Origin of the sequence: Phycicoccus avicenniae (assembly GCF_018139485.1) — a bacterium.
Lineage (GTDB): Bacteria > Actinomycetota > Actinomycetes > Actinomycetales > Dermatophilaceae > Phycicoccus > Phycicoccus avicenniae.
The window spans coordinates 69,716-82,215 of sequence record NZ_JAGSNF010000020.1; the positions used below are offsets into that span (position 1 = coordinate 69,716).

Here is a 12,500-nt window from a genome sequence, read left to right on the forward strand (position 1 = left end):
TCCTCAACTCACTTCTCGCTGGAGGTCTTCCACAGGTTGATGCCGGCGTCGACGGCGTGCCGGTCGATCGCGGCGAGCTCGTCGTCGGTGAACGCGAGGTTCTTCGTCGCGTCGAGGCTGTCGTCGAGCTGCTCGACGGACGAGGCGCCGACGAGCACGGAGGTCACCCGCTCGTCGCGCAGCGCCCACGCGAGGGCCATCTGGGCGAGCGACTGGCCGCGCTCCTTCGCCATCGCGTCGAGCTTCCGCACGTGGTCCAGCGCCTCGTCCGTGAGGAGCGACGGGTCGAGCGACTTGCCCTGCGACGCGCGTGAGCCCTCCGGGATGCCGCCGAGGTACTTGTCCGTCAGCATCCCCTGCGCGAGCGGGGAGAACGCGATGCAGCCGACGCCGGTCTCGCCGAGCGCGTCGAGCAGGCCCTCGGTCTCGACCCAGCGGTTGAGCATCGAGTACGACGGCTGGTGGATGAGCAGCGGCGTCCCCATCTCGCGCAGGATCCGCACCGACTCCCGGGTCTTCTCAGCCGAGTACGACGAGATGCCGACGTAGAGCGCCTTGCCGGCCCGCACGAGCGAGTCGAGCGCGCCGAGGGTCTCCTCGAGCGGGGTCGTCTCGTCGAAGCGGTGGCTGTAGAAGACATCGACGTAGTCCAGGCCCATCCGCTGCAGCGACTGGTCGCAGCTCGCGGTGACGTACTTCCGCGACCCACCGCCCTGGCCGTACGGGCCCGGCCACATGTCGTAGCCGGCCTTGGAGCTGATGACGAGCTCGTCCCGGTAGCGGGCGAGGTCGCGGGCGAAGAGGGTGCCGAAGTTGCGCTCGGCGGACCCGTAGGGCGGGCCGTAGTTGTTCGCGAGGTCGAAGTGGGTGACGCCGCGGTCGAACGCCCGGCGCAGCGTCGCCTGCTGACGCTCCAGCGGCACGTCGTCGCCGAAGTTGTGCCACAGCCCGAGCGAGATCGCGGGCAGGTCGAGGCCGGACCGGCCGACCCGGCGGTAGGGCATGCCGGCCTCGTAGCGGTCCGGCGCGGCCTGGTACTCGTCGACGTGGAAGGTCATGCCGCCATCCTGCCCGACCGACCGGTGAGACGACCGCCGACGGTCCGGGCGCGCTCGGGCTAGCCTGGGGACAGGTCATGAGTGCCAGCGCCAAGCCCCGGCTCGCTGGCCGGCAACCCTCCTCCGCGGTGGGGTGCCCCGGGTGAGGACCTGGCGAGCGACACCCGTCGCTCGCAAGCGCGGGACCCCACCGGGTACCCCCGCCGAGCACACGACCACGTGCGCCCGGCCGTCGCCGGACGCACCACCGCAGTTGGGAGCCAGAGATGACCGACACGACGAGCTGGGGCTTCGAGACCCGCCAGGTGCACGCCGGACAGCAGCCGGACAGCGCCACCGGGGCCCGGGCCCTGCCGATCTACCAGACGACGTCCTACGTGTTCGACAGCACCGACCACGCCGCGGACCTCTTCGCGCTCAAGGAGTTCGGGAACATCTACACCCGGATCATGAACCCGACCCAGGACGCCGTCGAGCAGCGGATCGCCGCGCTCGAGGGCGGGGTCGGCGCGCTCCTCGTCTCCTCGGGGCAGGCGGCGACGACGCTCGGCCTGCTCAACGTCGCGGAGGCGGGGGACCACGTCGTCTCCAGCGCCGCCCTCTACGGCGGGACCGTCAACCTCCTCAAGTACACCTTCGCCAAGCTCGGGGTCGAGGTGACCTTCGTCGCCGACCACACCGACCCGCAGGCCTGGCGCGACGCCGTCCGCCCGAACACCAAGGTCTTCTTCGGCGAGACGATCGCCAACCCCAAGGCCGAGGTGCTCGACATCGAGGCCGTCGCCGCGGTCGCCCACGAGGTCGGAGTGCCGCTCGTCGTCGACAACACGATCGCGACGCCGTACCTCATCCGCCCGCTCGAGCACGGCGCCGACGTCGTCATCCACTCCGCGACGAAGTACCTCGGCGGCCACGGCACGTCGATCGCCGGCGTCATCGTCGACGGCGGGACGTTCGACTACGCCAAGGACCCGGAGCGGTTCCCGAACTACAACACCCCCGACGAGAGCTACCACGGCCTCGTCTTCGGCCGGGACCTCGGTGTGGACGGCATCCTCGGCGCGAACCTCGCGTACGTCCTCAAGGCGCGCGTCCAGCTGCTGCGCGACCTCGGCACGGCGGTCAGCCCGTTCAACGCCTTCCTCATCGCGCAGGGGCTCGAGACGCTCAGCCTGCGCATCGAGCGGCACATCGAGAACACCCGCAAGGTCGCGGAGTACCTGCAGGCGCACCCGCAGGTCGAGGCCGTCCGCTGGGCCTCGCTCGAGGGCAGCGACGGCAAGGCGCTCGCGGACAAGTACGCCCCGAAGGGCGCCGGCGCCGTCCTCGCCTTCGAGATCGCGGGCGGCATCGAGGCGGGCAAGCGGTTCGTCGAGGGCCTCACCCTGCACAGCCACGTCGCGAACATCGGCGACGTCCGCAGCCTCGCCATCCACCCCGCGTCGACGACGCACAGCCAGGGCGGCGACGAGGACCGGCTCGCGGCGGGCGTGACGCCCGGCCTCGTCCGGCTCGCCGTGGGCATCGAGACGGTCGAGGACATCCTCGCCGACCTCGACGCCGGGTTCGCGGCCGCGCTCGGTGGCGACGGGGCGGGTGGCTCGTCGTCGGCCCCGGAGCTCGTCGGCGCCGACGCCTGAGGTCGTCCCCCGACCTCCGTCGCCTCGGGTCGAGGTGTCGCCGCGTGGGTCCCCGCGCGGCATCACCTCGACCCGGCGGGATCCGGACGGCGCCTGTGGAAAACCCCGCGGCGGCATCGGCCCGTCCGCCTAGCGTGGCCGGATGACGACGTTCCGCGTGGACCCGGAGCAGGTCCTGGCCCTCGGCGCGGGGCTCGCCGACCTCGCGGAGTCGCTCGCCCTCATGGGCGACCCGGCGCAGGACCGGTCGGCCATGGGTCCGGGGGAGGTGGGACCGGCGCTCGAGACCCTGCTCGGCGGCTGGCGGCGCGCCCGGACGGCCGTCGCCGCCGACCTCGCGCGGCTCGCCGACGCGACGGTCGACGCGGGCGGGCTCTACCTCGACACCGAGACCGGGGCGCACCGGGCCTTCGACGGAGGCCCGCGGCGGTGACCCGGGTCCTCGAGCCGGTCCCAGGGAGCGGTGAGGGCCTGCGACGGCTCGCGGACGCGCTCGGGGCGACGGGGCAGCGGCTCGCCGACACCGCGTCCGACCTCGTCCGGCTGCGGGACGCGGCGGTGTGGGACGGCCCGGCGGGGGAGGCGTTCGGCGAGCGGGTCGGGCCGGTCCCGACCGTCCTCGACCGCGCGGCCCGGCGCTTCCGCGGCGCCGTCGGTCCGCTGCACACCTACGCCGAGGAGCTCGAGATCGAGCAGCGGGTCGTCCAGCGCGCCGTCGACCGGCACGCCGAGGCGAGTGAGGAGTACCGGCTCCTCGAGGACCGCGCCTGGGCCCTCGTCTCGTCCGGGGTCGACGAGACGGACCCGTCGCTGCGGCAGGTCCGGGCGCTGCAGCAGGACCGGGCCGGGGTCATGCTCGAGGCCGAACGGGAGCACGCCGGGGGGTGGGAGCGGCTGCGCGAGGCCGACGCCCGGTGCGCGGCGACCCTGCGGGCGCTCGCCGACGACGACCTCGCCGACGGGCTCGGGTACCGCGGGCTGCACGCCGTGAGCAGCACCGGGCACGCCACGGCGACCGCGGCCGTCATGCTCGCGCGCAAGGGTGGGGGGACGGCCGCGGCCGTGGGCCTGGGCGCCGAAGGGCTGGCGCTCGGCGCCGACGGTGTGCTGCTGCTCGGCTACGGCGAGGGGGACTGGGGCGAGGTGGCGACGGGCGCCGGCCTCGCCGTCGCGGGCGGGGTGGGCCGCGCGGCCACGCAGGGCGCGCGGCTCGGTGCGTACGTGCGGGCGGACGGGACGGCGGCCCGGGTCGCGCACATCTCGACGGGGGACCGGGTCGCGCTCGGGCTGTCGATGGAGGCGCACGCCCGCGTCGACCGGGCCCGGGCCGCGCTCCGGCTCCAGGCGCCGCCCCGTCCCGCTCGGCCGGGCGGGACGGCCGAGGCGCCGGCGGGGACACGGCCGGCCGCCGCGCCCGCCGGGACGGTCGTCGGGAAGGGGCTGGCGGCGGCGCGGGCCAGGGTCGACGACACCGTCCGGCGCGGGCGGCAGGACTGGGCCCTCGCCTCCGTCGGTGGCGTCCCGACCCAGCGGCTCTACGCGGCCGGGATGACGCTGCGGGCGGGGTCCTGGACCGCCGGCAAGGTCCCGGACGCGCCGGCGCCGCGCCCGGTGCCGTTCGCCGCCCCCGCCCCGGGACGCCCGACGACGGGAGGGGGCGAGGCCACCCGCTGACGCCCACCTATCCTGAGAGCCATGCCCGCTCCCGCCGACGCGCTCACCCCGGCGGACCTGCGCTACCCCGAGCACCTGCCGGTCGTCGAGCGGCGCGAGGACCTGCTCGCCGCGATGCGCGAGCACCAGGTCGTCGTCGTCGCGGGGGAGACCGGGTCGGGCAAGACGACCCAGCTGCCGAAGATGCTCCTCGAGCTCGGCCTCGGCGGCGACGGCCGTCAGATCGGGCACACCCAGCCGCGCCGGATCGCCGCCCGCTCGGTCGCCGAGCGGATCGCCGAGGAGATGGAGGTCGACCTCGGCGGAACGGTCGGCTACCAGGTGCGCTTCGGCGACCACAGCAGCGACCGCACCCGGGTCAAGGTGATGACCGACGGCATCCTGCTCAGCGAGATGCAGCGCGACCGCGAGCTGCGCCGCTACGACGCGATCGTCATCGACGAGGCCCACGAGCGCAGCCTCAACATCGACTTCATCCTCGGCTACCTCAAGCAGCTCCTGCCGCGCCGCCCGGACCTCAAGGTCGTCATCACCTCGGCGACGATCGACCCCGACCGGTTCGCCCGGCACTTCGGCACCGACGAGCGCGGCGAGACCGTCCGCGAGGTCCCCGTCGTCGAGGTCTCCGGGCGCACCTTCCCCGTCGAGGTCCGCTACCGCCCGCTCGTCGAGGCCGACCCCGAGGGCACGCACGTCGTCGCCGAGAAGGACCAGACGCAGGGCGTCGTCGAGGCCGTCGAGGAGCTGTGGACCGAGGAGCCGCCGAGCCCGCACGCGACGGACATCCTCGTCTTCTTCTCCGGCGAGCGGGAGATCCGCGACGCCGCCGACGCCCTCACCGCGCTGAAGCTGCCGAACACCGAGGTGCTGCCCCTCTTCGCCCGGCTGTCGGCCGCCGAGCAGCACCGGGTGTTCCGCCGCGGCGGCGGGCGCCGGATCGTCCTCGCGACGAACGTCGCCGAGACCTCCCTCACCGTCCCCGGCATCGGCTACGTCGTCGACACCGGGACTGCCCGGATCAGCCGGTACAGCCAGCGCACGAAGGTCCAGCGGCTGCCGATCGAGCCGGTGAGCCGGGCGAGCGCCGCCCAGCGCGCCGGTCGCTGCGGCCGCGTCGCGCCGGGCGTGTGCATCCGGCTGTACTCGCAGGAGGACCACGAGTCGCGGGACGAGTTCACCGAGCCGGAGATCCAGCGGACCTCGCTCGCCTCCGTCATCCTCCAGATGACCTCCCTCGGGCTCGGCGACGTCGCCCGCTTCCCGTTCGTCGACCCGCCGGACTCCCGGCAGGTCGCCGACGGCATCCGCCTCCTCGAGGAGCTCGGCGCGTTCTCCACCGACGAGCGCGGGCCGGGGCGCCATCGCGGCCGCGGCCGCCGGCTCACCCGCACCGGTCGCACCCTCGCCCGGATGCCGCTCGACCCCCGGCTCGCGCGGATGGTCGTCGAGGCCGGCCGGCTCGGCTGCACCCGCGAGGTTCTGGTCCTCGTGGCGGCGCTGTCGATCCAGGACCCGCGGGAGCGGCCGGTCGACAAGGAGGCGCAGGCCGACCAGCAGCACGCCCGCTTCAAGGACGACCGGTCCGACTTCGCCTCCTACCTCTCCCTCTGGCGCTACCTCAAGAAGCAGCAGAAGGACCTGTCGCACAGCGCGTTCCGGCGTACCTGCAAGAACGAGTACCTCCACTACCTGCGCATCCGCGAGTGGCAGGACCTGCACGCCCAACTGCGCCGCGCCACCCGCTCCGCCCGGATCGACCCCGACCTCGCGACGGCCGCCAAGGACGCCGAGCCGGACTGGGACACCGTCCACCGGGCCCTGCTGTCCGGGCTGCTGTCGCACGTCGGCGTGCGGGACGAGAGCAAGCGCGAGTACCTCGGCGGCCGCGGCGCCCGGTTCGGCATCAGCCCCGGCTCGACGCTGTTCCGCCGCAAGCCCGACTACGTCATGGCCGGCGAGCTCGTCGAGACGAGCCGCCTCTGGGCGCGCACGGTCGCCGTCATCGAGCCCGAGTGGGCCGAGGAGGCCGGCGCCCACGTCGTCTCGCGGAGCATCTCCGAGCCACGGTGGAGCAAGAGCGCGGGCGCCGCCGTCGCCACCGAGCGGGTCACCCTCTACGGCGTCCCGCTCGTCACCGACCGGATGATCCAGTTCGCCCGCGTCGACCCGCAGGCCGCCCGCGAGATCTTCGTCCGCTCCGCGCTCGTCGAGGGCGACTGGGACCCGCGGCACGACTTCTGGCAGCGCAACCTGCGCACCCTCGCCCGGGTCGCCGAGCTCGAGGAGCAGGCGCGGCGCCGCGACATCGTCGTCGACGACGACGTCGTCTTCGCGTTCTACGACGCCCGCATCCCGCCCGACGTCGTCACCGAGCGGCACTTCGACCGCTGGTGGCGGGGCGAGCGGACGAAGCGCCCGGACCTGCTCACCCTCACCGAGGAGCTGCTCACCTCCGCCGCCGGCGGCGCGGTCTCCGCGAGCGACTACCCACGGACCTGGGTCCAGGACGACGTCGAGCTCGACGTCACGTACCAGTTCGCGCCCGGCCAGGCCGCCGACGGCGTCACCGTCCACGTCCCCGTCGCCGTCCTCAACCGGCTGCGACCCGACGGCTTCGACTGGCAGGTCCCGGGGTTGCGCGACGACCTCGCCGTCGCCCTCATCCGCTCCCTGCCGAAGGCGACCCGCCGTCACTTCGTCCCCGCGCCCGACCACGCCGCCGCGGCGCTCGCTGCCGCCGACCCGACGGCCGGGCCGATCACCGACGAGCTCGCCCGGGTCCTGCGCGAGCGGACCGGGGTGCGCATCGACCCCGCCGAGTTCGACCTCGCCCGCGTCCCGGACCACCTGCGGGTCACCTTCTCCGTCGAGCGACCGGGGCGCCGCGGGCCGCAGGTCGTCGCGACGGGCAAGGACCTCGACGCGCTGCGCGAGCGGGCCGGGGGAGCGGTCCGCGAGGGGATGTCCCGGGCCGGCCGCTCGCTCGAGCGCTCCGGCATCACGACGTGGGACGTCGGCACGGTCCCGGAGACCTTCGAGGGGCGGGCCGGCGGCCAGACCGTCGTCGGGTACCCGGCGCTCGTCGACACCGGGGACGCCGTCGCGCTGCGGGTCCTGCCCGACCCGGGGTCGGCGCAGGCGGCCCACCGGCGGGGAGTGCGCCGGCTCCTGCTCCTGAACACGTCGGCGCCGTGGAAGCGGGTCCTCGCCCGGCTCACGAACGCCCAGAAGCTCGCGCTCGCCGACAACCCGCACGGCTCGGTCCCCGCGCTGCTCCAGGACTGCCTCGACGCCGCCGTCGACGACCTCGTCGCCGAGCACGTCACCGGCCCGGTCCGGACCCCGGAGGCCTACGAGGCCGCGCTCGCGGCGGTCCGCACCTACGCCGCCGCCCGGGTCCTCACGGTCGTCGAGGCGGTCGAGCCGGTGCTCGGGCTCGCCGCCCAGGTCCGGCGCACCCTCGACGCGCTCGGGGCAGGCTCGGCGGCCCGAGCGACGGCGACGACGCGCGCCGACGTGCGGGCCCAGCTCGACGGGCTCGTCCGGCCCGGCTTCGTCGCCGCGACCGGCGCCCCCCGGCTGCGCGACCTGCAGCGCTACCTCAGGGCGATGGAGCACCGGCTCGAACGGGCGGCCTCGAACGCCCGCGAGCCCGTGCTCCAGGAGGAGGTCGACGCCGTCGAGAGCGCGTACGCCGACCTGCTCGACGGCCTGCCCGAGGCCCGGCGCGGCGCCCCCGAGGTCACCGACATCGCGTGGATGGTCGAGGAGCTGCGGGTCGGCCTCTTCGCGCAGTCCCTCGGCACGGCTTTCCCCGTGTCCGAGAAGCGGGTGCGCCGGGCCATCGCCGCGGTCGCCGCCGACGCCTGACCGCCCGCCTCCACGCCCCGCGGCCGGGGAATCCCCACGGGCGCGCCGTCGTTGACAACACTGATGACATCGCGTGAAAGGCTTGGTGCCGTGATGGACCCCTCCGACCTCTACACCCTCGAGCCCGCCGTCCAGGACGGCCCGGCCCGCCCCGGCGTGCTGCTCGTGCTGCTCGGGGGCTTCGTCGACGCCGGTCAGGTCCAGCAGACCCTCGGCGACCACCTCCTCGAGTCCGGTGAGTCCGAGGTCGTCGTGTCCTTCGACGTCGATCAGCTCCTCGACTACCGCGGCCGCCGTCCGGCGATGGTCTTCGACTCCAGCCGCTGGGTGGAGTACGACGACCCGTCGATGCTCGTGCACCGGCTCACCGACCGTGACGGCCAGACGTACTACCTCCTCACGGGTCCGGAGCCGGACTTCCAGTGGGAGCGGACCGTCGAGGCCGTGACGCAGGTGTCCGACCACCTCGGCGCGACGCTCGTCGTCAGCGCCCACGGCATCCCGATGGGTGTCCCGCACACCCGTCCCGTCGGGATGACGGCGCACGCCACCGACGACGCGCTCGTCGGGGAGGCCCGGTCCCCGTTCGGTCGGGTCCAGGTGCCGGCGTCCTTCTCCGCGCTCCTCGAGCTGCGGCTCGGCGAGTCCGGCCGGGACGCCCTCGGGTTCGCCGTCCACGTCCCGCACTACCTCGCGAACGCCGAGTGGGCCGAGGGGGCGCTCGCCGCCCTCAACGCGGTCACCGACGCCACGGGCCTCAACCTGCCGAACGACGACCTCGTCGCCAAGGCGCGCGTCAACCAGCGCGCCATCGCCGCCGAGGTCGAGAGCAGCGACGAGGCGCGCCAGGTCATCCACGCCCTCGAGCAGCAGTACGACGCCTTCGTCGAGGGCCAGGAGCGGCCGAGCCTGCTCGCGACCGAGGCGCCCGAGATCCCGTCCGCCGACGAGCTCGGCGCCGAGTTCGAGGACTTCCTGCGGCACGTCTCCGACGACGACGCCTCCTGACCGACCCGGTCGCACCACCGACGCCCCGGCCACCGCTGCCGGGGCGTCCGTGCGTCCGGGTGGGGGAGCCGGTCAGTCCTTGGCGTCGGACCAACGGGCGACGACCTGGGTGTCGGAGACGAACCGGACCGGGGCGCCGCCGGACCAGCGTCGCGCTGCGTCGTCGAGCGCGGTGTCGACCCGGCGGGCCGCCTCCTGCGCGGCGCCCTCGGGGACGTGGAGGAGCAGCTCGTCGTGGAGGCACAGGACGACCGCCGCGCCGAGGTCGGCCGTCGTGGCGCGGACCGTCGCCGCCCACACCTTGAACAGCTCGGCCGCGGACCCCTGGATGACGGCGTTGCGGGCGAACCGGCCGCGGGCGGCGTCGAGCCGGTGGTCCGTGCCCGGCGCCTGACCGGCGAGGAACCGCCCGGTCGGGACGAGCCGGCCGCCGTACGTGCGCAGGGGCTCGCCGCGTCGTCCGGTCTCGTAGGCCCGGTCGAGCAGGCCCATCGCCGTCGGGTACGCCGCCTCCAGCCCGCGCAGCGCCTCGCCCGCGGCGCCGCTGCGCTGGCCGTACATCGCCGCGAGGACCGCGACCTTCGCGACGGGACGCTCGACGCCGAGCCGAGCCGCGACGGGGGCGTAGAGGTCGTCGGCGCGGGTCGCCTCGGCGAACGCGCGGTCCTGCGCGACGACGGCGAGGACCCGTGGCTCGACCTGCCCGAGGTCGGCCCGGACGAGGACGTGGCCCGGGTGGGCGGCGACGCCCGGACGCAGGAGCGCCGGGAGGTTGTGCAGCCCGTTGTCGGCCGTCATCCGCCCCGCGGCGCCGTCGCAGGCCGCCCACGGGCCGCGGAGCCGGTCGTCCGCGCCCACGTGGGCGTCGAGCCAGCGGTAGCCGTACGTCGTCGCGATCCGCTCGTCCCGCCGCCACGTGAGGAGGGCGTCGACGACGGGGTGGACGTCGCGGTAGGCCTCGAGGACCCACTTGCGGGTCGTCGGGACGTCGACCCCGACGGACGCGAGCATCGCCTTGACGTCCGCGGGGTTGCGCAGGTCGGTGCGGGTGCCCTCGGGCAGGTGGCGCAGGACGGTGGCGTCCCGCTCGCGGCGGGCGGCGAGCTCCGCGGCCGGGTCGGCGGCGCGGGGCCCGGCGGCGGCGGCGACGAGCGCCTCGGTGCGGGCGCGGTCCAGCGGCAGCCCGTCGCGCTCGAGCTCGAGGCAGAGCAGCGCGGCGGCGGACTCGGACGCGACGGTCCCCGCCAGCCGTTGCGAGACCGCGGGGGCCGCGGCCAGCTGGGCCCGCGCCGTGTCGAGGGCGGCCCGCGCCCAGGCCCCGAGGTGCCGGGCGTCCTCGAGCCAGCGGGCGTGGTCGGCGCGCAGGTGGCCCGCCGCGTCGACGAGGACGTCGTCCGGCGGCAGGTCCGGGGCGTCGACGAGGTCGAAGAGGTCCCCCGACGGAGCCGCGGGGACGCTGTCGGCGGCCAGCCCGTGCGCGGCCGCCCAGGCGAGCGGAGGGTCGGCGGCCAGACCACCGTGGAGCAGCCGGTGCGCCTCGGCGACGTCCCACGTGCGGGCGAGGCGGACCCCGTCCTGCACGACCCGCGCGGCGTCCCGCCCCGCCGACCACCACACCCACCGCGGGCGCGCGTCGGCTTCGAGCCGCGCGACGAGCCCGGCGACGTCGTCCGCGGGCACGGTCGTGGCCCGGTCGTCGTGCAGGACGAGGTGCGGCGCGTCCGGGCCAGGGCCCGCGACGAGCACCGCGACCTCCTCCCGTGCCAGCACGAGGGGAGCGTACGACCCCGCGCCGACGGACGGCCCCGTCGACCGGCCCCGTCGACCGCGCCCCACCGCGGTCCCGTCGCCCGTGACCTGCGACGCCGTGGCAGGATGAACGAGCCGGACGACGCGCGGCCCGCACGGGCGCCGCCCCGGCCGACCGACGGAGGACGACGTGGGACTGCTCGACCGGGGCCGCCGTATGAAGGACGCGACGACCGACACCCGATCCGCCCTCGAGCGCGCCGAGGACGCCCCGGCCGACGACGGCGTGCTCGGGGCCCAGGCCGTCCGGGTCGTCGACCAGATCCTCGACGTCGGCATCGACGGCAAGGGCTGGTTCTCGCCGGCGGCGGAGATCGCCGACGCCGCCCTCCGGCGCAGCGGCGGCGACGTCGAGAAGGCCGTCGACGCGGTCGTCTCGCAGCACGTCCGGCTCGCGGCCGCCGAAGGCTTCGTCACCGGTCTCGGCGGCTTCGTCACCCTTCCCGTCGCCCTGCCCGCGAACGTCGTCGCCTTCTACGCGCTCGTCACCCGGATGACCGCGGCCATCGCCCGGCTGCGCGGTCACGACATCCACCTGCCGCAGATCCGGGCCGCCGTGCTCCTCACCCTCGTGGGCGCCGACGCCGACGACCTGCTCCGCAAGGCACGGATCGCGGCGCCCGCCGGCGGACGTCTCGTCAACCTCGCCGCGCAGCGCCTCCCCGGCCCGGCGGCGATGGTCGTGAAGAAGGGCGTCTTCTTCCGCCTCGTCGCCGGCTCCACGAAGGGGGTCCTGTCCCGATTCGGTCGCGGCGTTCCCTTCGTCGGAGGGGCCATCGGCGCCGGCATCGACGTCGTCCTGCTCCGCCGGGTCGCCGTCGACGCCAAGCGCGAGTTCCCGCCGGCGGCCGAGCTCGAGTCGGTCTGACCCCACGACGCCCGACGCCCCGGACCGGCGACACGCAACGACCCCGCGGAACTGCCGCAAGCCCTCGACCGTCCCAGCGGGGAGGACCCGCAACCCCAGGAGGAACCCATGGCCAAGTCCCGAGCCCGCACCGTCGCCTACGTCGGGGCGCTCGCCCGCGCGGCACGCCTCGCCACGAAGCCCGGCGGCCCGTCGCTCGGCGACCGTGCCGTCGCCGTGCCCCGGATGGTCAAGGCCATCCGGTCCGGGGACTACACGGGGACATCGATGGCCAAGCTCGGCCTCCTCCTGGCCGGCACCGCCTACGTCGCGTCCCCGGTCGACCTCATGCCGGAGGCGGTGCTCGGGGTGCTCGGGCTCGCCGACGACGCGATGGTCCTGGGCTGGGTCGCGACGACGCTCGTCGAGGAGACCGAGAAGTTCCTCGACTGGGAGTCCACGGTCGGCTCGGCCGGCGGCGCCGACACGGTGCCGTCCGACGTCGTCGACTGAGCGGCCCGAGCCGCCCGACCGGGACGGACCGCCCGACCGTCCCGACGCCCGCCGGGGCGCCCGACCGCGTCCGGCGGTCGG

The 12,500-nt window shown here is 75.4% G+C and carries 9 protein-coding genes and 1 riboswitch; of the genes, 7 read left to right on the forward strand and 2 right to left on the reverse strand.

The window, feature by feature from the left end; translation table 11 throughout:
* Window positions 1-8: 8 nt before the first annotated feature.
* Window positions 9-1,058 carry an L-glyceraldehyde 3-phosphate reductase gene (mgrA, locus tag KC207_RS13945; RefSeq protein ID WP_211603919.1) on the reverse strand — a complete coding sequence of 350 codons (1,050 nt, stop codon included), beginning with the start codon at window positions 1,056-1,058 and terminating at the stop codon, window positions 9-11.
* A 73-nt stretch (window positions 1,059-1,131) separates the two neighbouring features.
* Window positions 1,132-1,244, forward strand: a riboswitch (SAM riboswitch).
* 80 nt (window positions 1,245-1,324) lie between these two features.
* Between mgrA and KC207_RS13950 the strand changes: the two genes are divergently transcribed.
* From KC207_RS13950 to KC207_RS13970, 5 genes are all read left to right on the forward strand, one after another.
* Entirely contained in the window at window positions 1,325-2,698 is a 1,374-nt protein-coding gene (locus KC207_RS13950; protein ID WP_211603920.1) for a bifunctional o-acetylhomoserine/o-acetylserine sulfhydrylase, read from the forward strand.
* Window positions 2,699-2,840: 142 nt separating this feature from the next.
* Window positions 2,841-3,131: a hypothetical protein gene (locus KC207_RS13955; RefSeq protein WP_211603921.1), complete on the forward strand. Its 291-nt coding sequence runs from the start codon at window positions 2,841-2,843 to the stop codon at window positions 3,129-3,131.
* Window positions 3,128-4,372, forward strand: a complete 1,245-nt coding sequence (locus tag KC207_RS13960; RefSeq protein ID WP_211603922.1) for a putative T7SS-secreted protein — start codon at window positions 3,128-3,130, stop codon at window positions 4,370-4,372. Before KC207_RS13955 ends, KC207_RS13960 begins: the two co-directional genes overlap by 4 nt.
* A 21-nt stretch (window positions 4,373-4,393) precedes the next feature.
* Window positions 4,394-8,242: an ATP-dependent RNA helicase HrpA gene (gene hrpA, locus KC207_RS13965; protein ID WP_211603923.1), complete on the forward strand. Its 3,849-nt coding sequence runs from the start codon at window positions 4,394-4,396 to the stop codon at window positions 8,240-8,242.
* Window positions 8,243-8,335: 93 nt separating this feature from the next.
* On the forward strand, window positions 8,336-9,250 hold the full coding sequence (locus KC207_RS13970) for a proteasome assembly chaperone family protein (protein WP_211603989.1): 915 nt from the start codon (window positions 8,336-8,338) through the stop codon (window positions 9,248-9,250).
* A 72-nt stretch (window positions 9,251-9,322) separates the two neighbouring features.
* Here the strand turns inward: KC207_RS13970 and KC207_RS13975 are convergent, their stop codons facing one another.
* Window positions 9,323-11,020, reverse strand: coding sequence for a DNA polymerase (locus KC207_RS13975; RefSeq protein WP_211603995.1), 1,698 nt, complete (start codon window positions 11,018-11,020; stop codon window positions 9,323-9,325).
* Between the two features lie 169 nt (window positions 11,021-11,189).
* Between KC207_RS13975 and KC207_RS13980 the strand changes: the two genes are divergently transcribed.
* Both KC207_RS13980 and KC207_RS13985 read left to right on the forward strand, forming a co-directional pair.
* Entirely contained in the window at window positions 11,190-11,927 is a 738-nt protein-coding gene (locus tag KC207_RS13980; protein WP_249138753.1) for an EcsC family protein, read from the forward strand.
* A gap of 108 nt (window positions 11,928-12,035) precedes the next feature.
* Complete coding sequence (locus KC207_RS13985; protein ID WP_211603925.1) at window positions 12,036-12,419, forward strand: YkvA family protein; 384 nt, start codon at window positions 12,036-12,038, stop codon at window positions 12,417-12,419.
* The last annotated feature ends 81 nt before the right edge of the window (window positions 12,420-12,500 follow it).